This is a genomic window from Pseudomonas viridiflava (assembly GCF_900184295.1).
Taxonomy (GTDB): Bacteria; Pseudomonadota; Gammaproteobacteria; order Pseudomonadales; family Pseudomonadaceae; genus Aquipseudomonas; species Aquipseudomonas viridiflava.
Map to the genome: position 1 here is coordinate 2,941,084 of NZ_LT855380.1, position 20,267 is coordinate 2,961,350.

At 61.2% G+C, this 20,267-nt stretch carries 12 protein-coding genes (1 of these 12 running past the window's edge); 10 read left to right on the forward strand and 2 right to left on the reverse strand.

The window, feature by feature from the left end; genetic code table 11:
• The 3 genes from CFBP1590_RS13325 to CFBP1590_RS13335 all read left to right on the forward strand — a co-directional run.
• Positions 1-6,688, forward strand: partial view of a non-ribosomal peptide synthetase gene (locus tag CFBP1590_RS13325; protein WP_088235216.1) — the end only. It extends 11,054 nt beyond the left edge of the window; the window shows 6,688 of its 17,742 coding nt (coding positions 11,055-17,742); the start codon falls outside the window, past its left edge; it ends in the stop codon at positions 6,686-6,688.
• A 118-nt stretch (positions 6,689-6,806) separates the two neighbouring features.
• Positions 6,807-7,958: a macrolide transporter subunit MacA gene (gene macA, locus CFBP1590_RS13330; protein WP_088235217.1), complete on the forward strand. Its 1,152-nt coding sequence runs from the start codon at positions 6,807-6,809 to the stop codon at positions 7,956-7,958.
• A 1-nt stretch (position 7,959) separates the two neighbouring features.
• The gene (locus CFBP1590_RS13335) at positions 7,960-9,969 is read left to right on the forward strand and encodes a MacB family efflux pump subunit (RefSeq protein ID WP_088235218.1); all 2,010 of its coding nucleotides are present in this window, start codon (positions 7,960-7,962) and stop codon (positions 9,967-9,969) included.
• On the opposite strand, the gene CFBP1590_RS13340 is transcribed toward CFBP1590_RS13335, so the two are convergent.
• The gene (locus CFBP1590_RS13340; protein WP_029242690.1) at positions 9,944-10,654 is read right to left on the reverse strand and encodes a helix-turn-helix transcriptional regulator; all 711 of its coding nucleotides are present in this window, start codon (positions 10,652-10,654) and stop codon (positions 9,944-9,946) included. The genes CFBP1590_RS13335 and CFBP1590_RS13340 overlap by 26 nt on opposite strands.
• Before the next feature lie 326 nt (positions 10,655-10,980).
• Positions 10,981-13,290: a 5-methyltetrahydropteroyltriglutamate--homocysteine S-methyltransferase gene (gene metE, locus CFBP1590_RS13345; protein WP_088235219.1), complete on the reverse strand. Its 2,310-nt coding sequence runs from the start codon at positions 13,288-13,290 to the stop codon at positions 10,981-10,983.
• A gap of 265 nt (positions 13,291-13,555) precedes the next feature.
• On the opposite strand from metE, the gene CFBP1590_RS13350 reads away from it, so the two are divergent.
• From CFBP1590_RS13350 to CFBP1590_RS13380, 7 genes are all read left to right on the forward strand, one after another.
• A complete protein-coding gene (locus CFBP1590_RS13350; protein WP_088235220.1) occupies positions 13,556-15,133 on the forward strand; it encodes an ABC transporter substrate-binding protein in 1,578 nt (525 codons plus the stop codon).
• Between the two features lie 20 nt (positions 15,134-15,153).
• Positions 15,154-16,164 carry an ABC transporter permease gene (locus CFBP1590_RS13355; RefSeq protein ID WP_029242687.1) on the forward strand — a complete coding sequence of 337 codons (1,011 nt, stop codon included), beginning with the start codon at positions 15,154-15,156 and terminating at the stop codon, positions 16,162-16,164.
• A complete protein-coding gene (locus CFBP1590_RS13360; protein ID WP_088235221.1) occupies positions 16,161-17,015 on the forward strand; it encodes an ABC transporter permease in 855 nt (284 codons plus the stop codon). The genes CFBP1590_RS13355 and CFBP1590_RS13360 overlap by 4 nt, the downstream gene beginning before the upstream one ends.
• A complete protein-coding gene (locus CFBP1590_RS13365; RefSeq protein ID WP_088235222.1) occupies positions 17,005-17,853 on the forward strand; it encodes an ABC transporter ATP-binding protein in 849 nt (282 codons plus the stop codon). The genes CFBP1590_RS13360 and CFBP1590_RS13365 overlap by 11 nt, the downstream gene beginning before the upstream one ends.
• Positions 17,850-18,563 (forward strand): ABC transporter ATP-binding protein, encoded by a 714-nt coding sequence (locus CFBP1590_RS13370; RefSeq protein WP_088235223.1) that lies wholly within the window; start codon positions 17,850-17,852, stop codon positions 18,561-18,563. Before CFBP1590_RS13365 ends, CFBP1590_RS13370 begins: the two co-directional genes overlap by 4 nt.
• A gap of 180 nt (positions 18,564-18,743) precedes the next feature.
• A complete protein-coding gene (locus CFBP1590_RS13375) occupies positions 18,744-19,253 on the forward strand; it encodes a sigma-70 family RNA polymerase sigma factor (protein ID WP_004882203.1) in 510 nt (169 codons plus the stop codon).
• Entirely contained in the window at positions 19,250-20,215 is a 966-nt protein-coding gene (locus CFBP1590_RS13380; RefSeq protein WP_088235224.1) for a FecR domain-containing protein, read from the forward strand. The genes CFBP1590_RS13375 and CFBP1590_RS13380 overlap by 4 nt, the downstream gene beginning before the upstream one ends.
• Positions 20,216-20,267 lie beyond the last annotated feature (52 nt).

Consider the following 20,267-nt stretch of genomic DNA (forward strand, 5'->3'; position numbering starts at 1 on the left):
GTTGGAAACGCTCAATGCGACTGCCGTTGCGGTGGATAACGAGCAGACGGTGCACGCCATTATCGAAGCCCTTGCAGCCAGCTTGCCCGAAAGCGTTGCGGCACAGGTCGGCGAGCGTCGTCTGAATTACGGCGAGCTGAACCTGCGTGCCAACGCGCTGGCCCATCACCTGATCAGCCTCGGCGTGCGCGCCGACGACCGCGTTGCCGTCATGGCCCGTCGCGGCCTCGATACGCTGGTGGCCATGCTTGCAGTGCTCAAGTCCGGTGCCGGTTACGTGCCGGTGGATCCGTCGCACCCTGACGAGCGCATCGCTTATCTGCTGAGCGACAGCGCGCCGAAAGTGGTGCTGACCCAACAGGCATTGCTGGCTCGCGTGCCGGAATTGGCTGCGCCAGTGATTGCCTTCGACCAGCCAACCTGGCCGGAGCGTCTGGACAACCCGCAGGTGGCAGGGCTGACTTCTGCGAATCTGGCCTACGTGATCTACACGTCGGGTTCCACTGGCCAGCCGAAAGGCGTGATGGTCGAGCATCGCACGCTGAATAACCTCATCGACTGGCACTGCCAGGCCTTCGACCTGCACGCGGGCAGCCACACGGCCAGTGTCGCAGGCTTCGGTTTCGACGCCATGGCCTGGGAAGTCTGGCCGGCACTGTGCGCAGGGGCGACCCTGCACCTGCCGCCTGCGGACGTGGGCAACGAACAGCTCGATGCCTTGCTCGACTGGTGGATCGCCCAGCCGCTGCAGGTCGCGTTCCTGCCGACGCCGGTCGCCGAATACGCCTTCAGCCGGGACCTGCGCCATCCAACCTTGCGTACGCTGCTGATCGGCGGTGACCGTCTGCGCCAGTTCCATCGGGATCCTGGCTTTGCCGTGATCAACAACTACGGCCCGACCGAGGCCACGGTGGTGGCGACTTCGGGACGTTTGCTGCCCGACGGCAGCCTCGACATCGGCAAACCAATCGCCAACACCCGCGTGTACCTGCTCGACGAGCGTCAGCAATTGGTGCCTTTGGGTGTGGCAGGCGAGTTGTATGTTGCCGGTGACAGCGTGGCGCGCGGTTATCTGAATCGTCCGGAAATGACCGCAGAGCGATTCCTGCGTGATCCGTTTCACAACAATCCAGAAGCACGCATGTACCGCACCGGCGACCTGGCGCGCTGGAACGCCGACGGCACGCTGGAATACCTCGGTCGCAACGATGATCAGGTGAAGATCCGTGGCGTGCGCATTGAGCTGGGCGAGATCGAAGCCCAGTTGAGCCAGTTGCCGGGTATCGAAGAAGCGCTGGTTCTGGCACGTGAAGATGAGCCGGGACAGCCAAGACTCGCGGCGTATTTCATCGAGCGCGATGGTTCCCTGTCGACGCCGGTGTCCGAACTGCGTGCCGCCTTGCTGGCCTTACTGCCGGGCTACATGGTGCCCAGCGCCTTCGTGCGCCTGGACGCCTGGCCTCTGACCGCCAACGGCAAGGTCGACCGTCGTGCCTTGCCGGTGCCGGATCGTGAAGCGCTGCCGGGTCGGGACTATGAGGCACCCCAAGGGGCGCTGGAAACGGCCGTCGCCGAGATATGGAGTTCGCTGCTGCACGTCGAACGTGTGGGCCGTCATGACCATTTCTTCGAATTGGGCGGGCATTCGCTGCTGGCCGTGAACCTGATCGCGCAAATGCGCCGCCAGGGGCTCGATGCGGATATTCGCACGCTGTTCGCGCAGCCGACGCTGGCTGCATTGGCGGCTGCGATTGGCAACAGTCAGCAAACACAGGTGCCCGCCAATCTGATCGAGCCGGGTTGCCTGCGCATCACCCCGGATCTTCTGCCGTTGGTGGAACTGGAACAGGCCGACATCGATCTGATCGTCGCCAGTGTTCCGGGGGGCGTGGCCAACGTGCAGGACATCTATCCGCTGGGGCCGCTGCAGGCCGGTATCTTCTACCATCACTTGTCTGCAGGCGGCGACGATCCCTATCAGTTGCAGGCCCGTTTCGCCTTCGCTGACCGTTCGCGTCTGGACGCATTCTGTGTCGCCCTGCAGCAGGTGATCGCCCGCAACGACGTGCTGCGGACCTCTCTGTGCTGGGAAGGGCTGGAAACGCCGGTGCAGGTGGTCTGGCGCCAAGCCACGCTGTCCGTGATCGAAGTCGCGCTGGATGATCTCGCGGACGCAGAGCCTCTTGGACTTGAACGGGCGCCGTTGCTGCGTCTGGTCCACGCTGCCGATCCTGCCAATGGACGGATTGTCGCGGTTTTGCTGTTCCATCACCTGATCATGGATCACATGGCGCTGGAGCTGCTGAGCCATGAACTGCAGGCGATACTGCTCGATCAGGAAGCACAACTGCCTGCGCCGGTTCCGTATCGCAATTACATTGCCCAGACCTTGCAGGGGCAGGGTGATCAGGGTCATGAGCTGTTCTTCCGCGAGCAGCTGGGAGATCTGGACGAACCGACCCTGCCTTATGGCCAAGGCTGGTTGCCGGGCGCTGACGTGCCAGGTGAAGCGAGGCAGCCGATGACGGCTGACTTGAGTCGCAAAGTGCGTGATCAGGCGCGTGTGTTGGGCGTCAGTGCGGCCAGCCTGATGCACCTGGCCTGGGCTCAGGTGCTCGGACAGTTGTCCGGTCGCGACAAGGTGGTGTTCGGCACCGTTCTGCTTGGCCGACTGCAAGGCGGAGAAGGCGTGGAGCGCACGCTGGGTGTGTTTATCAACACCTTGCCGCTGCGCATCGATCTCGCTGGCCAGTCCGCACAAGAGGCCGTGCTTCAGGCCCATCGCCGCCTGAGCGGCCTGTTGACGCACGAACATGCGCCGCTGGCACTCGCCCAACGCTGCAGCGCGCTGCCCGCCGGTGCGCCGCTGTTCAGTGCATTGCTCAATTACCGACACAGCGCAGCCCCGCAAACTGCCGACGCTGCGGCCAGCGAAGCCTGGCAGGGTATCGAACTGCTTGAGGCCGATGAGCGCAGCAACTACCCGCTGACCCTGAGCGTCGATGATCTGGGCGAGGGCTTCGACCTGACCGCGCTCACCTCGTCAGGCATTGATGCGCGACGTATCTGTGCCTACATTGTCTGCGCCGTGGAAGCACTGGTTCAGACCCTGGCGCAGACGCCGCGCTTGAGCCTCGACACGCTGGATCTGTTGCCCGCTGCCGAACGCATCGAGCTGCTGGACGGCTTCAATGCCCGACGCAGCGAGCCTGACAGCGAGTTCACCATTCACCAACGCATCGAGCAGCAGGCAGCCATGGCGCCTGATGCCGTGGCCGCGCAAGTGGGTGATCAGCGTCTGAGCTACGGCGAATTGAACCGTCGCGCCAACGCTCTGGCGCATCATCTGATCGGACTGGGTGTCCGCCCTGACGACCGCGTGGCGGTCATGGCTTGCCGCGGGCTGGACACACTGGTCGGGCTGCTGGCAGTGCTCAAGGCCGGTGCCGGTTATGTGCCGGTCGATCCGGGTCACCCGGACGAGCGGATCGGCTACCTGCTGCAGGACAGCTCGCCGGTAGCGGTGCTGACTCAGGCCGATCTGCTGGAGCGGCTTCCACCGCTGGCAGTGCGGGTCGTGACACTGGACCGCGCTGACTGGCCAATGCGTGAGGACAATCCGCAGGTCGTGCACCTGACCGTCGACCATCTGGCCTACGTGATCTATACGTCGGGCTCCACCGGGTTGCCCAAAGGTGTGATGGTCGAGCATCGAACCCTCAATAATCTGGTGGACTGGCATTGTCAGGCCTTCGACCTGCACGCTGGCAGCCATACCGCCAGCGTCGCCGGTTTCGGCTTCGACGCAATGGCCTGGGAGGTCTGGCCTGCGCTCTGCGCCGGGGCAACACTGCACGTGCCGCCTGCCGGGATCGGCAATGAGCAACTGGATGCGCTGCTCGACTGGTGGATTGCCCAGCCGCTGCAGGTGGCCTTCCTGCCGACGCCGGTTGCCGAATACGCGTTCAGCCGCGAACTGCGTCATCCGACGTTGCGCACGCTGCTGATCGGCGGCGACCGCCTGCGACAGTTCCCTCGCGACCCCGGCTTTACTGTGATCAACAACTACGGCCCGACCGAAACCACAGTCGTTGCCAGTTCCGGCGAGATGTCGCCGGGCGGCGTGCTGCACATCGGCAAACCGGTGTCCCACGCACGCCTCTACGTGCTGGATGCGCGTTGCCAGCCGGTGCCGCTGGGTGTGCCCGGCGAGCTGTACATCGGCGGTGACGGTGTGGCCCGGGGTTACCTGAACCGCCCGGACATGACCGCCGAACGCTTCCTCGATGACCCGTTCAGCGAGCAGCCCAAAGCGCGGATGTATCGCTCCGGTGACCTGGTTCGCTGGCTGGCCGATGGCACGCTGGAATACCTGGGACGCAATGACGACCAGGTGAAGATTCGCGGCGTGCGTATCGAACTGGGCGAGATCGAGCAGCAACTGGCGTCATACCCGGGCATCGGCGAAGCCGTGGTCGTGGCGCGGCAGATGGAAGAGGGCGGATTGCGACTGGTGGCTTATTACACCTGTCTGGATGCGCAGCTCGATGCAACCGCGTTGCGAGCGCACCTTACGGGTCATTTGCCCGAGTACATGGTGCCTGCGGCTTATGTCGCGCTGGATGCACTGCCGCTGACCCAGAACGGAAAGGTGGACCGCAAGGCACTGCCGGTGCCGAGCCTGGATGCGCTGGCAACCGCCACTTATCAGGCACCCGAGACGCCGATGGAGCAGCGCCTGGCCGAACTATGGGCCGAGGTGCTGGAAGTCGAGCGGGTCGGCCGCCACGACAGCTTCTTCGAGCTGGGCGGTCACTCGTTGCTGGCGATCCGTCTGGTCAGCCTGATGCAGAAATCCGGTCTGTCGCTGAGTCTGGCAGAGCTGTTCCAGCACCCGAGCATTGCAGCGTTGGCCGGGCTGCTTGAGCAACGACCTGACGGCACTGCCGACACGCCTGAGGTGATCACGGTACGTGAGGGCAGCCATGGTACGCCGCTGTTCCTGATCCACGACTTCACCGGTCTGGACGCCTATTTCCCGGTGCTGGGGCAGCATCTGGACGGCGATTTTGCGATCTACGGTCTGCCCGGCATCGGCCTGGGACAACCGCAACTCAATACGCTGGAAGGTCTGGCAGCCGGACTGCTCGAGCGGATTCGTGGTGTGCAGCCGCACGGGCCTTATCGACTGGCAGGCTGGTCGTTCGGCGGCGTGCTGGCTTATGAAGTGGCCACGCAACTGCTGGGCATGGATGAAACCGTCTCCTTCGTCGGGCTGCTGGACAGCTACGTGCCGCGTCTGACCGACCAGGGCAAGGCGCGCTGGGAAGGTCCGCACCTGCTTGAACGCGAGCTGCTGGCACATTGCGCGGCGTACTGGCAGGCGCAAGGCAAGGCTGGCGTCACGCCACTGATGCGCCTTGTCAGCCTGCAGGAACAGGCCGACATGCCTGCATTCGAGACGTTGTTGCAGCTGTGTCGGGATGAACAATTGCTGTATCCGGAACTGGCCGAGGCGAGCGATCTGCAGTTGCGTCATTACCTGGAGCGCGAACTGGCTCACGGTCATGCGCTGGCTCATTATCGGCTCGAACCGATGAGCCTGCCGGTGCATCTGTTCCGCGCCGAACAGCTACAGAATGCACCGAGCGATGCCGCCAGCGGGCAGGACTCAAACCATGGTTGGGCCGATGTCCTGCCTGCCGGGCAACTGCATTGCGTCAGCGTGCCGGGCGATCACATGAGCATGATGCAGGCGCCCCATGTCCATGTGTTGGGACAGGCGCTGGGCAAGGCGCTGGCCGCTCAGGCCGGTGCTGTGCAGCCGTCCCAGGTCTACAAGTCATTGCTGGCCATCCAGAGCGGACAGAATGCCCGTGCACCGCTGTTTTGTGTGCCGGGGGCGGGAGACAGTGTCACCAGCCTGATCGGTCTGGCCGAAGCGCTGGGGCCTGACTGGCCGATCTACGGGTTCCAGGCGCGCGGACTGGAAGGCCGTTACGTGCCTCACAGCCGTGTCGACGCCGCAGCCAGAAGCTATGTGCGGGAAATCGAGAGCCTGTACCCGCAAGGGCCGCTGCATCTGGTGGGGCATTCGTTTGGTGGCTGGGTGGCGCATGCCATGGCGGGAAGGTTGCAGGCACAGGGGCGCGAAGTGCTTTCCCTGACCCTGATCGACAGCGAAGCGCCCGGCAACACCACGACCTGCGGCAAGCCATACACCGCCACGGCGGCGGTGCAGCGGCTGATCAATGCGCTGCAATTGTCCAGCGGCAAGGACCTCGGGCTTGATACGCAGGCCTTCGCCGACGCTGACGACGCGGCTCAATCAGTGCAGCTTCGTGAGGCCATGGTGCGCGTTGGCCTGCTGTCCTCACGGATTGCGCCACAGGCGCTGAACGGCATCGTGCGCACGTTCTCCAGTGCATTGCGCACCCTGTATCGGCCGGAAATAGGCTACGCCGGGCCCGCGAGTCTGGTGCTGCTGACCGATCCCGCACTGGATGCAGCGGCCAATCGCGTCGAGCAGAGCGACATGACTCAGGGCTGGCAGCAGGTAGTGCCGCAACTGACGCTGTGGAACGGTCCTGGCGATCATTTCAGCATCCTCAAGACGCCCGACGTCTACAGCCTGGCGGCATGGTGGTACGACAGGCAGCCGGTCAGTGTGCGGGAAACGCTCTCATGAAACCCTGAATAAAACCCCGGCGGCAGGCATTCGGCCTGCTCTGGGGCTGCGCATGGAAAACGGTAAATCAGTCGTCGCCCCATGAGCGGGCGCGATCTTCAAGGATCAGCAGGCCTCTATGAACAAGTCGAAATTACGCAAGACGGGATTGATCACTGCGCTGGTACTGGTGGCGGGTGCCGTGCTGTATGCCGTCGAGGCACCGGCCAAACCGCCCGCGTACATTACCGCCAAGGCCGAGCGTGGTGACATCGAGAACGCCGTACTCGCCACGGGCGTGCTGGAAGGCATCAAGCAGGTGGATGTCGGCGCTCAGGTGTCGGGGCAATTGAAGTCGCTCAAGGTCAAGCTGGGCGACAAGGTCAAGAAAGGCCAGTGGCTGGCAGAGATCGATCCGCTGGTATTGCGCAACACATTGCGTCAGGCGGAGGTGGACGAGGAAAAGCTCAAGGCCCAGCGGGCCTCGGCGCAGGCTCAGATGAAACAGGCCAAGCGTCTGTATGACCGCTACAAGGAATTACAGACCGATCAGTCGGTATCCCGTCAGGACTTCGAAAGCGCCGAGTCCGACTACGAAATGCAGCAGGCCAACGTACGGGCTCTGGACGCTGAAATCAAAAGCGCTCAGGTGCAGATCGACACCGCCAAGGTCAATCTGGGCTACACGCGGATCATTGCGCCCATTGATGGTGATGTGGTCGGTATCGTCACGCAGGAAGGCCAGACTGTCATCGCCCAACAACTGGCGCCGGTGCTGTTGAAGCTGGCCGATCTGGAGACCATGACCATCAAGGCCCAAGTGTCGGAAGCGGACGTTATCCATATCACGCCGGGGCAGGAGGTCTATTTCACGATTCTGGGTGAGGACAAACGCTACTACGCCAAGCTGCGCGGCACCGAGCCTGCGCCGCAGGATTACCTGGAAACCGAAAGTGGCAGCTCGGCTTCCCGGCAGAACTCGGCAGTCTTCTACAACGCGCTGTTCGAAGTTCCGAATCAGGATCAGCGCCTGCGCATCGCCATGACCGCTCAGGTGCGCATCGTTCTGGGCACGGCGCGCAACGCGATTACCGTACCCGTGGCCGCCCTTGGTTCGCGGACCAGCGAGGGTTCTTCCTTTGTACGGGTGGTGGACGCCAAGGGCTTCGCTCAGGAGCGCAAGGTTCAGGTCGGCATCAACAACAACGTGCAGGCGGAGATCAAGGACGGGCTGGTCGAAGGTGATCAGGTGGTCATAGGCGATCCGACCGCGGTTGTGGCAGGGGCCTGATATGAACCAGAAGGTAGAAGTCGCCGACCTGCACGAAGCCTCGATTGCAGCGCAGCAGCCGTTGCTGCAACTGGAGAACGTGAGTCGCAGCTTCATGGCCGGGGATCGCGAGGTCACCGTCCTCAAGCAGATCAATCTGTCGATTCATGCCGGTGAGCTGGTGGCGATCATCGGTGCTTCCGGCTCGGGCAAGTCCACGCTGATGAACATTCTCGGTTGCCTGGATAACGCCAGCAGCGGTATCTACCGGGTCGCCGGTCAGCAGACCCGTGATCTGGATGACGACGCACTGGCTGCGTTGCGGCGCGATCATTTCGGCTTCATTTTTCAGCGTTACCACCTGCTGCCGCACCTGGATGCCGTGCGCAACACTGAGATTCCGGCCGTCTATGCGGGCACTTCGCAGGCCGGGCGTCACCAGCGTGCCCAGGAACTGCTGACGCGCCTCGGGCTGGGCGGGCATCTCGAGCACCGCCCGAGTCAGATGTCAGGCGGGCAACAGCAGCGGGTCAGTATCGCCCGGGCATTGATGAACGGCGGCGAGGTGATTCTTGCCGACGAACCGACCGGCGCACTGGACACCACCAGCGGCAAGGAGGTCATGCGCATCCTGCTGGAGCTCCATGCAATGGGGCACACCGTTATCCTCGTGACCCACGACCCGAAAGTCGCGGCCAATGCCGAGCGGGTCATCGAAGTCAGCGACGGTGAAATCATCAGCGACAGGCGCACCTCGCCACGTGTGCAGCCGGTGGCTGAACCCAAGCCTGAACTGCAGCCAACGGCCACCGCCCGGCGCCGCATGATCGCCAGCTTCGGCCTGTTTCGCGAAGCGTTCAACATGGCCTGGATCGCGCTGATTTCGCACCGCATGCGCACGCTGCTGACCATGCTTGGGATCATCATCGGTATCACCTCTGTGGTCTCGATTTCGGCCATCGGCGAAGGCGCCAAGCGTTACGTGCTCAAGGACATCCAGTCGATTGGCAGCAACACCATCGACATCTACGCGGGCAGCAACTTCGGCGACAGTCGGGCCAAGTCCATCGAAACGCTGCTGCCATCGGACGTCACGGCGCTCAATCAGATGTATTACATCGACAGCGCCACCCCGGTGGTCGGGCGCAGCATGCTGGTGCGCTACCGCAACATCGACGTCGATGCACAGCTCAATGGCGTCAGCAGTCGCTACTTCCAGGTGCGCAACATTCAACTGGCAGCCGGTATCACCTTTGACGATCAGGACGCCCGGCGTCAGGCGCAGGTCGTGGTGCTGGACCACAACACCGCCCAGCGCCTGTTCGGCCCCGGCGTCGATCCGCTCGGAAAGGTGATCCTGATCGGCAAGCTGCCGTGCACCGTGATTGGCGTTACCAGCGATCACAAGAACCTGTTCATTGCAGGCAATACGCTCAACATCTGGATGCCCTACGAGACGGCTGCCGGACGCGTGCTTGGCCAGCGTCACCTGGACAGCATCAGCGTACGGGTCAAGGACGGCATGCCCAGCAAGGTGGTGGAAGAAGAAATCAAGGCGCTGATGCTGCAGCGTCACGGCACCAAGGACTTTTTCACCAACAACCTGGACAGCGTCATGCAGACGGTGCAGAAAACCAGTCGTTCACTGACGTTGCTGCTGTCGTTGATCGCCGTAATCTCGCTGGTGGTGGGAGGCATCGGGGTAATGAACATCATGCTGGTGTCGGTCACCGAGCGAACCCGGGAGATCGGGATTCGCATGGCAGTGGGTGCCCGACAGTCGGATATCCGCCAGCAGTTTCTGGTGGAAGCGGTCATGGTCTGCCTGATCGGTGGCGTCATCGGCATCGGCCTGTCCTATGGCATCGGCTACCTGTTCACGCTGTTCGTCAAACAGTGGGAAATGGTCTTTTCCATGGCCTCGGTGGTCACCGCGTTTGGCTGTTCGACACTGATCGGCGTGTTGTTCGGCTTCGTACCGGCCCGCAATGCAGCAAGGCTCGACCCTATCGAAGCGCTGGCGCGGGATTGAAGACCGGCGTACGGCTCCGGTCGCTCGACGGCATTTCGTCGGGCGACGCGTACATCCAGCGCATCAGCGAGTTGCGTCCGCTGATGCCCAGCTTGACCGCTGCCCGACGCTGGTAGCTGCTCACCGTGCTGACCTTGAGTGCCAGACGCTCTGCCTGTTCCATGGCGGTCTGGCCGGTCAGCAGTCCCACGCACACTTGCAATTCGCGCTCTGACAGCATCAGTCCGGTCTCGCGCAGTCGCTCGTGAAAGCGGTCTTCGAGGCCCTCTGGCTTCTTCGATTCGGCCTCCAGTGTGGCCAGTTGCAGGGCGTCGACGTGCTTTTCCAGAATCGAAAACAGCAGCGGAGAGATGTCCTCCAGGCGGCGTCGCTCGGTCATCGAGAAATCACTGGACGGGCGTCCGCGAAACGCCGTGATCTTGCAGCAATAGCTGGGCGATTCCTGTGCCGGGTTCAACTGGATGGAATCGGTGAAGCGCGAGGCTGCCCGAGGGGAAGTCACGGTCTCGTTGAACACCGTGGAAACCGGCGCTTTCGGCGTTTGCCAGGGCCTTGGCAGCAAGTAAAGGTGGGTGGCATCCACGGTCAATTGCGAGTTGATCAACTCATGAAACATGCTCGAGAAATGGCCGCTGCCGATGCTGGCTATGGCCCTGCCGATCTGGGGAAGTAGTGTAGGGGTCATCTTGCTCATCCATGATTTCAGAACTACTGACGTCTTTGAGACGTTAATACGACTTGGCAGTCACATAAACTAATATTTTTATTTAGTTGAACTAGCGTGCCTGCGAAAGATGACGATTTAGAGCGAAGGGAAATTATCTGCCGTAAATGCGGAGGTTAATCTTGGGGTGTCGGAGTGGCTGGTCAGGCCGAAGGGCGAAGGTGCAGGGAACACCTGGCGGCGCAAGGAAGCTTGCCAGCGGCCGGGGTTTTCCAGCGATACGTTCATCACTGGGCTGACCCTGTCGCCGACAAGCTATGCGCAATAATTCTGCGTCTGCGCAGCCGCTATGCCAGCTCAGCCCGCAACTGACGTGCTGCAGCGACCATGCCCGCCAGAGCGGCCTCGGTTTCCGGCCAGCCACGGGTTTTCAGGCCGCAATCGGGATTGACCCAAAGACGTTCCGATGGCACGCGTTTGGCCGCTTTGCGCAGCAGGTTGACCATTTCATGGGTCTCGGGAACGCGCGGGGAGTGGATGTCGTAGACGCCGGGACCGATATCGTTCGGGTAATCGAAGGCTTCGAACGCTTCCAGTAACTCCATGTCCGACCGTGAGGTTTCAATGGTGATCACGTCGGCGTCCATGGCAGCAATGGATTCAATCACGTCATTGAACTCGCTGTAGCACATGTGGGTATGGATCTGCGTCTCATCGCGCACGCCCGATGCGCACAGACGGAAAGCTTCCACGGCCCAGTTCAAGTACTCGGCCCATTGCTCACGCCGCAGTGGCAACCCTTCACGAAATGCGGCTTCGTCGATCTGCACAATCTTGATACCCGCCGCTTCCAGGTCCACCACTTCATCGCGGATCGCCAGGGCCAGTTGCTGAGCCTGAACCTTGCGAGACACGTCCTCGCGTGCGAATGACCACATCAGCATGGTGACCGGCCCGGTGAGCATGCCCTTCATGATTTTGTCGGTTTGCGCCTGCGCATAGCGGATCCACTCGACCGTCATCGCCTTTGGCCGACTGAGGTCGCCAAAAATGATTGCAGGCTTCACGCAGCGCGAACCATAACTCTGCACCCAGCCGAAACGGGTGAAGGCGTAGCCGTCCAGTTGCTCGGCGAAGTACTCGACCATATCGTTACGCTCGGCCTCGCCATGCACCAGCACGTCCAGTCCCAGACGCTCTTGCACCTGAACGGCATGGCGGATTTCATGGTGCATGGCGTCGGTATAGTCGCTGATCGAAATCTTGCCCTGCTTGTAAGCCTGTCTGGCTAGTCGAATCGACGATGTCTGTGGGAAAGAACCAATGGTTGTAGTCGGAAATAGCGGCAACGCCAAGCGGGACCGCTGCAGTTCTATCCGTTGTGCGAATGGCGAAAGTCGCTGAATGTCGGCAGCGCCAATCGTGGCCAGCCGCGCCTGCACCTCGGTTTTATGGATTCGACTGGAGTGTGCGCGACTTGCCTGCTGGCTCCGGCTGGTCTGTAGTGCCTGCTGAACATCATTCCCATGCGGGTTGACGACCGCCTTGCTCAATATTGCGATCTCAGCGCATTTCTGCACCGCAAAGGCGAGCCAGCCTTCGAGTTCTGCGTCTAGCGTGTCTTCGCTGGCCAGGTCCACCGGACTGTGCAGCAAGGAGCACGAACTGGACACCCACAAACGCTCGTCCAGTTGCTCATGCGCCGCTTGAAGGTGCGCCAGCGCCTTGTCCAGATCGCAGCGCCAGACGTTGCGACCATTGACTACGCCGACCGAAAGCACCTTGTCTTCAGGGTACGCCGCCAGAACAGCGGCGAGCTGTTCGGGTGCGCGCACCAGGTCGATGTGCAGCCCATTTACAGGCAAATCGATCGCCAGCGTGAGGTTGTCTTCGAGGCCGCCAAAATAGCTGGCAACCAGGGTTTTGAGTGGCGCTTGTTGCAGCCTGTGGTAAGCAAGTGCGAATGCGCTTTTCCATTCGGGTTGCAGGTCCAGCGCGAGGATCGGCTCGTCGAGCTGAACCCATTCCACGCCTTTTTCCGCGAGTCGGTTCAGGATTTCAGCGTAGACAGGCAGCAGGCGCTCCAGCAATTCCAGTTTGTCGAAGTCATCGCCCTTGGCTTTGCCAAGCCACAGATACGTCAGTGGGCCGATGATCACCGGCTTGATTTCATGACCAAGCGCAAGCGCCTCATCGACTTCATCGAACAACTGAGTCCAGCTCAGCAGGAAGGTCTGGTCCGCCGTGAATTCAGGTACCAGATAGTGGTAGTTGGTGTCGAACCACTTGGTCAGCTCCTGAGCATATTGCGTGCTCGACTGCTCGCCACAACATGCCGTACTCGCCCCACGCGCCATGGCGAAAAGAGTGTCCAGTGTCGGTAGTCCAGCCTCTCCCAGCGTCGAGGCGAAACGCTTGGGAATAACGCCGAACGCCAGAGAATGGCTCAGCACCTGGTCGTACCAGGCAAAGTCGCCTACCGGCAGCAACTCGATGCCCGCATCACGCTGCACAGCCCAATGACGGGCACGCAGGTCACGACCGACTCTTTCCAGTGCAGGCTGATCGACGTCGCCTTTCCAATAGGATTCCAGTGCTTTCTTGAGTTCCCGATCTGCGCCTATGCGGGGGAAGCCGAGTGAATGAGCCAGTGCCATAGCGATACATCTCCAGTGCGGTAAGTCCGCGCATTGTCGGCATCGCTTGATAATGAAACAAATTCATTATTTTCTTATTGATTGCGAAATGTATTCATATTCGTTCTGTCATCAATCCCTGCTGCCTCGGTTGCCTTCAGTCATGGGGTTGTCAGAAACAGGTCGTGCAAAGCGGAATAAGTTAATGACTAAACGGTCTTTTTTTTATTACCAAATGCGCTTTATCGTCGCTTCCCAATAACTCATCTTCATAAGGGAATGCACGATGCGGCGTCTGACAGCTCTCACAGTGGCGATCACACTCAGCAGTTCAGCCTGGGCACTGACGCCCCCGGATACGCTGGTAGTGGCGCGTTCCATCGATGACATCGCAAGCCTTGACCCTGCCGAAAGTTTCGAGATAACGGCCACCAATACGCTGGCCAACATTTACCAGCGCCTGATCGAACCGGACCGTGATAAGCCGTCCGATCTGGTGCCTTCGCTGGCATCAGGCTGGGAGGCGGGCAGTGATGACAAGAGCCTGGTTTTCGAACTGCGAAAAGGCGCCCGATTTTCCTCGGGCGCCGACGTGCGCCCGGAAGATGTCATCTACTCGCTGACCCGTGTGGTCAAGTTGAACAAGACACCTGCGTTCATTCTGGGCGAACTGGGCTGGACTGCAGAGAACGTCGACAGCTTTGTGACGCGGGTCGACGACAACCATGTGAAAATCGCCTGGTCTGCGGCAGTGGGTAGCTCATTTGCGTTGAGCATTCTGTCGGCCACACCTGTGGGTTTCATCGTCGATGCGGCAGAGGTCCAGAAGCACGCGCAGGGCGCGGATTTTGGTAATGGCTGGCTGAAGACGCACTCCGCGGGCACCGGCGCTTATGCCTTGCGTACTTATGTTCCTCACGAGGCATTGGTGCTGCAGGCCAACCCTCATGCAGCCAAAGCCCCGAAACTCAAGACCGTGGTCATCAAGAACGTGACCGACCCGGCAACCCGTCGTCTGCTGGTGGTGCAGGGCGATGCCGATATGGCATTCGATCTGGGCGCCGATCAGTTCAGCGCGTTGGAAAACCAGAAAGGCGTCAGCGTGCAGCGCTTTCCTTCGTCGATGATTTATTACCTGGGCATCAACAGCGGCAACACTCAAGTGACTGCCTTGAAGAATCCGGCTTTCTGGGAAGCGGCTCGCTGGCTGGTGGACTATCAGGGCATTTCCAAAGACCTGCTGAAGAATCAGTACAGCGTGCATCAAGCGTTTCTGCCGAACGGGGTTGCAGGTTCGTTAAGCGACAAGCCGTTCAAGCTGGATGTGGACAAGGCCAGGGCTATTCTCAAGGCAGGCGGGATCGCGCCAGGTACCAGGGTCGAACTGAGCGTCTTCAATCAGCCGCCCTACACCGATATTGCTCAGGCATTGCAGGCCAGTTTCGCCAAGGCCGATATCGATATTTCGGTGCGGCCTCTGGTCGAGAGCGAGTTATGGGCCAAGATGCGCAGCCGGGACTACCAGTTGATCTTCACCTACTGGGGCATGGATTATCTGGACCCACACTCCAACGCCAGCACCTTCACCTATAACGTCGCCAACGGACCCAAGACCCTGGCCTGGCGTACCCAGTGGGATATCCCGCAATTGAGTCAGGAAACCCGCGCTGCCGCAGCCGAACGCGACCCGCAAAAACGTGTGGCGCTGTATACGCATCTGCAGAAGACCGTGCAGGACAGCTCACCCTACGTGGTCGCGCTGCAAGGGCAGAACCAGGTTGCCGTGCACGATGGTGTTGAAGGCGTGCTGCAGAACATCACTGCATCGCTGCCTTACTTCGATCAGGTGAGCAAGTCCAAGTGAGGGTAGGGGCTGCGCGCAGGATCAAGGTGGCGGCTGGCGGGGTGTTATCGCTGGCGGTCACGCTCATCGGGTTGCTGTTCTTTACCTTCATGTTGACCACGCTGTCGCCGGTCGATCCGGCGCTGCGAATTGCCGGTGACCGCGCCAGCGAGGCCACGCTCGCCCAGGTGCGCAGCGATCTGGGGCTGGATCAGCCATGGCCGACACGTTTCGGGCGTTATTTGAACGACTTGAGGCAGGGCGATCTGGGCGTTTCCAGCACGTCTGGTCAACCGGTGTTGCAAGGCTTGAGCCGGGCGATACCGGCGACACTGGAGCTTGCCACTCTGGCCATCCTGCTCGGTAGCAGCCTTGGGCTATCGCTGGGCCTGCTGGCCGCATGGCGACCGGGCGGCTGGGTCGATGGTTCGGTCAGGCTGTTTTCGCTGTTTGGCTATTCGGTGCCGATATTCTGGCTTGGCCTGCTCATGCTCCTGTTGTTCTATGCCCGGCTGCAATGGGCAGGCGGGCCGGGGCGGCTCGACGATTCGTATCTGTACACCCTCGACCTCTCAAGCGGCTGGATGCTTTGGGACACCTGGCGCTCCGGTGAGACCGGCGCATTCGCCAACGCATTTGCGCATTTGGTGTTGCCCGTGCTGGTACTGGCCTTTCATTCCATGGCCGGGATCTGCCGAATGACTCGCTCGGCGTTGCTGGGCGAAATGGGCAAGGAATACGTGGTCACCGCACTGGCCAAAGGCGCAGGGCGTGGCCGAGTGCTGTTGCGTCACGCGCTGCCCAATGTCTCCGGTACTCTGGTGGTAGTCGTTGCGCTGTCCTATGCGAGCCTGCTGGAAGGCTCCATTCTCACCGAGACGGTATTCGCGTGGCCGGGAATCGGACGTTACCTGACGACCGCTTTATTCGCAGGCGATGTGCCTGCGATTCTGGGCAGTACGCTGGTGATCGGTCTCTGTTTTGTAGTGATCAACGGCTTGGCCGATGTGCTGGCGGGCATGATCGACCCACGCACGCGAGGTCTGTCATGAACCTTTCTGTAGCCTTCGAAGGCCTTTCGGCTTCAAGCATCTGGCGTCGCTCACCGGCACTGACCATCGGCGTATCGTTCATTGCCTTATTGATAGCGGTCGCGGTGTTCGCCCCACTGCTGAGTGGCTTTGATCCGAACGCGCAAAATATTCAGGATCGGTTATTACCGCCTTCGGCCATTCACTGGCTGGGCACCGACGCGTTTGGCCGAGACCTGTTTACCCGTTTGCTGCATGGCACACGTCCCACATTGCTGCTGGTGTCGCTGGTCTTGCTGCTGACCCTGCCGATTGGTGTGCTGGTTGGTGTGACAGCGGGTTTCTATGGCGGCTGGACGGAGCGGATCCTGATGCGCCTGACCGACGTGATCATGGCCTTTCCGCAACTGGTACTGGCGCTGGCATTTGTGGCGATTCTCGGGCCGGGGTTGCTCAACGGCGCATTGGCGCTGTCCCTGACGGCCTGGCCGGCGTATGCGCGTCAGGCCCGGGCGGAAACCAGCGTGCTGCGTAACAGTGACTATCTGGCTGCCGCCCATCTGCAAGGCATACGAGGGATGCGCCTGCTGATCGGGCACGTGCTGCCGCTGTGCCTTCCATCCGTGATCGTTCGGGTCGCGTTGAACCTGGGCGGCATCATTCTCGCCGCCGCAGGGCTCGGGTTCCTCGGACTGGGCGTCCAACCGCCCATGGCCGAATGGGGTTCGATGGTTGCCGAAGGCAGCCGGGTCATCTTCGATCAGTGGTGGGTAGCAGCAGTACCGGGCATCGCCATTCTGCTGACGAGCCTGTCTTTCAATCTGCTGGGCGACGGCCTGCGCGACGTACTGGATCCCCGCCATGGCGCATGAATCATCATTATTGGACGTCAAAGGCCTGCGCATCGGCTTCCCCGGGCCGGGCTCGGACCTGATCGAGGTGGTGAAGGGTATCGACTTCACGATCGGCACCGAGACCGTGGCGCTGGTCGGTGAGTCAGGTTCGGGCAAATCACTGACTGCGCGGGCGCTGATGGGACTGGTCGCACGTCCCGGCCAGGTGACGGCCGAGCGACTGAGTCTGGCAGGCGATGATCTGCTTGGATTGTCGGCCCGGCAATGGCAACAGGTGAGGGGAACACGGTTGTCGCTGGTCTTGCAGGACCCCAGGTACTCGCTCAACCCGGTGCTGAAGATCGGCACTCAGGTCGAGGAAGCACTGGTGCTGCATACCCGGCTGGGTCGCCGCGAAAGCCGCGAGAAAGTCCTGGACATGCTCGATGCCGTGGGATTGCCCGATCCCGCATCGCTTTACCACAGCTATCCACATGAATTGTCCGGCGGTATGGGCCAGCGGGTGATGCTCGCCGCGATGCTGATCAACGATCCCAGACTGCTGATCGCGGACGAGCCCACCTCTGCGCTGGACAGCGGCCTGCGTGACCAGATGCTTGAGTTGATTCTACGGCTGGTCCGGCAGCGGGGCATGGCGTTGCTGCTGATCAGCCACGATCTGCCACTGGTTGCCCGTTACTGCGACCGTGCGCTGGTCATGTACCGCGGCAGGATTATCGACCGTTGTCGCGCCACTGAGCTGGCCACGTCCAGCAATCCGTACACGCGCACGCTCTGGAGCTGTCAGCCCTCGGCACAGACTCATGGTCAGGCACTGCCCACTCTGGACCGAAGCCTGATCGAGGAACTGTCATGAACGCGGTGGATATTGAACATCTGACCGTGAGCTTCAAACGGGGATTCGGTCATTTCACTGCGCTGGAACTTGACGGGTTGCGGATCGAACCGGGCGAATGCTTCGGGCTCATCGGCGGCTCCGGCTCAGGCAAATCGACCTTGCTGCGCGTACTCGCCGGCCTGCACCGTGACTGGCAGGGCAGGGTGAATCTGATGGGCCAGCCGCTCACGGCACAGCATGCGTTCAAGGGTGCATTGCGTCGGCAGGTACAGATGGTGTTTCAGGACCCCTATGCATCACTGCATCCACTGCACCGGATTCGGCGCAGTCTGCGCGAACCGCGGCAGATCAACGGGCTGCCGTTCGACGAGCCCAGTCTGATCGCGTCGCTGGAACGGGTCGGGTTGCCCGCCGAGGTTCTTGACCGGTATCCCCATCAGTTGTCCGGCGGCCAGCGGCAACGCGTGGCCATCGTCCGGGCATTGCAGTTGAATCCTGCATTACTGTTGCTGGACGAGCCGACTTCAGCGCTGGACATGACGGTACAGGCGGAAATACTCAATCTGCTTCAGACGCTGCGCAGGGAAACGGGCATGACCATGATTCTTGTCAGTCATGACATCAATACCGTTGCCCATCTGTGCGACCGGGCGCTGCTGATCAAGCAGGGCCGTGTCGAAAAACGGCTTGATCGCGTCGAGCTGTGTGCGCTGGCAGGCTCAGCGTAACAACAATCTGTCAAGGTTCGATCATCAGCCAAACCGTTGCAAACCGTGCCGTTGCGCGGTTTTGACAGTCTCTCGGCCCAGCGACGGCGGGGGCTTAATCGAAAAAGTGCGTGGACTCGGGATATAACACTAATTAGAATGAGTCTCATTTGACACATCCATAGCGCAAGGCCTCTCGACATGATCGAAGCAGCGACGTCAACGGACCATTCTCTACATTCCCTGTATCGCGACCACTATGGCTGGCTGGAAAGCTGGCTGAGACGGCGCATGGGCAATGCCTGGGATGCTGCGGACCTTAGCCAGGATACGTTTCTTCGCGTGCTGTCCAGTTCCCAGCAGATCGCCGATATGCAGGAACCTCGTGCTTATCTGTTGACCGTCGGCAAGCGCCTGTTGAGCAACTTCTATACCCGTCGCAGTCTGGAGCAGGCTTATCTCGAAGCGCTGGCTCAGCTCCCTGAAGAAGCTGCTCCGTCTCCCGAACAGCGCTGGCTGCTATTGGAAACCCTGCAAGCGCTGGATGAGTTGCTGGATGGACTGTCAGCCGTCGTGCGCAGGGCGTTTCTGTGGAGTCAGCTGGAAGGCCTGGGTTATCGCGAAATCGCCGAACGTCTGCAGGTCTCCGAACGCACCGTCAAACGTTACATGGCCCAAGCCTACGAACATTGTCTGTTGGTGGACTGGTGATTCGTCAGTCGCTGTCCAGCGAAGATCGCGAAGTCGCACGCGCAGCGGCGCATTGGCTTGCGTTGCTGGAGTCTGGCGGTGCCAGCGATGAGGATTACGTCAAACTTCAGTATTGGCGCGACAGCGCCAGCAGCCACGAGCGCGCCTGGCAAAAGGCTCAGCAGTTGCGTCAACGTTTTTTCGGCCTGCCATCCCATCTGGCGATGGCCACCCTCGACCGCCCCGAAAAGGCAAGGCGCGCGGCCCTCAAAAGGGCGCTTGGGGTGGCGACACTGGTTCCGGCCGTCTGGCTGCTGGGGCGGCAGTTGCCGATAGACGTCTGGCGCGCCGACCTGCAAACCTCCATCGGTGAGCACAAGCGCCTTGCGCTGGCCGACGGCAGCCAATTGCAACTGAATACCGACAGTGCGGTGAACGTCGACCTGAACACCCGGCAAGTCACACTGGTACGCGGCGAGATGGCGCTCAAGGTGTCGGGCAGTACGCCGCTCACCATCGAAGTTCCGTATGGCAGGATCATCGTCAGCCGTAGCGAAGTCTGCGTGCGTCTCAACGCCAACGATTGCCGGGTCTCGGTGGTCAGCGGCAGCGTGCGGTTGCAGCCGTTGCAAGGGGCTGAACTAAACCTGCTTGCGCAACAGCAGATCAGTCTGCGGCCTCAGGGGGCAGGGCCGGTCAGCGCCTTCGACGCCCTGTTGCCAGGCTGGCGCGACGGCGTGCTGACCGCCCAGAACCAGCCGTTGGGCAGCTTCCTGCGTGAACTCGGTCGCTACCGTCCAGGGTTGCTGCGCTGGGAGCCTGAACTGGAAAACTTGCGTGTTACGGGCAGTTTCCGGCTCGACGACACGGACCGTGTCCTTTCGCTGCTGGCGGCCAGCCTGCAGGTGGATGTGCATATGCGGACCCGCTACTGGGTGACGCTGGTGCCTCGCAAAAATCTTTCTGCAAAAAATAGTGCGTGAAGCCTGTCCCTTTTTTTCGCCTCACTGGTCATTCCAGGTAAGTGAACAAAAA

What these genes read in the sequence shown, in the direction of transcription:
- CFBP1590_RS13360 (WP_088235221.1), top strand. Translation starts at nt 16,161, where the DNA reads ATGAACCTTTCTGTAGCCTTCGAAGGCCTTTCGGCTTCAAGCATCTGG.
- metE (WP_088235219.1), bottom strand. Translation starts at nt 13,290, where the DNA reads ATGGCACTGGCTCATTCACTCGGCTTCCCCCGCATAGGCGCAGATCGG.
- CFBP1590_RS13340 (WP_029242690.1), bottom strand. Translation starts at nt 10,654, where the DNA reads ATGACCCCTACACTACTTCCCCAGATCGGCAGGGCCATAGCCAGCATC.
- CFBP1590_RS13335 (WP_088235218.1), top strand. Translation starts at nt 7,960, where the DNA reads ATGAACCAGAAGGTAGAAGTCGCCGACCTGCACGAAGCCTCGATTGCA.
- CFBP1590_RS13350 (WP_088235220.1), top strand. Translation starts at nt 13,556, where the DNA reads ATGCGGCGTCTGACAGCTCTCACAGTGGCGATCACACTCAGCAGTTCA.
- macA (WP_088235217.1), top strand. Translation starts at nt 6,807, where the DNA reads ATGAACAAGTCGAAATTACGCAAGACGGGATTGATCACTGCGCTGGTA.
- CFBP1590_RS13375 (WP_004882203.1), top strand. Translation starts at nt 18,744, where the DNA reads ATGATCGAAGCAGCGACGTCAACGGACCATTCTCTACATTCCCTGTAT.
- CFBP1590_RS13365 (WP_088235222.1), top strand. Translation starts at nt 17,005, where the DNA reads ATGGCGCATGAATCATCATTATTGGACGTCAAAGGCCTGCGCATCGGC.
- CFBP1590_RS13370 (WP_088235223.1), top strand. Translation starts at nt 17,850, where the DNA reads ATGAACGCGGTGGATATTGAACATCTGACCGTGAGCTTCAAACGGGGA.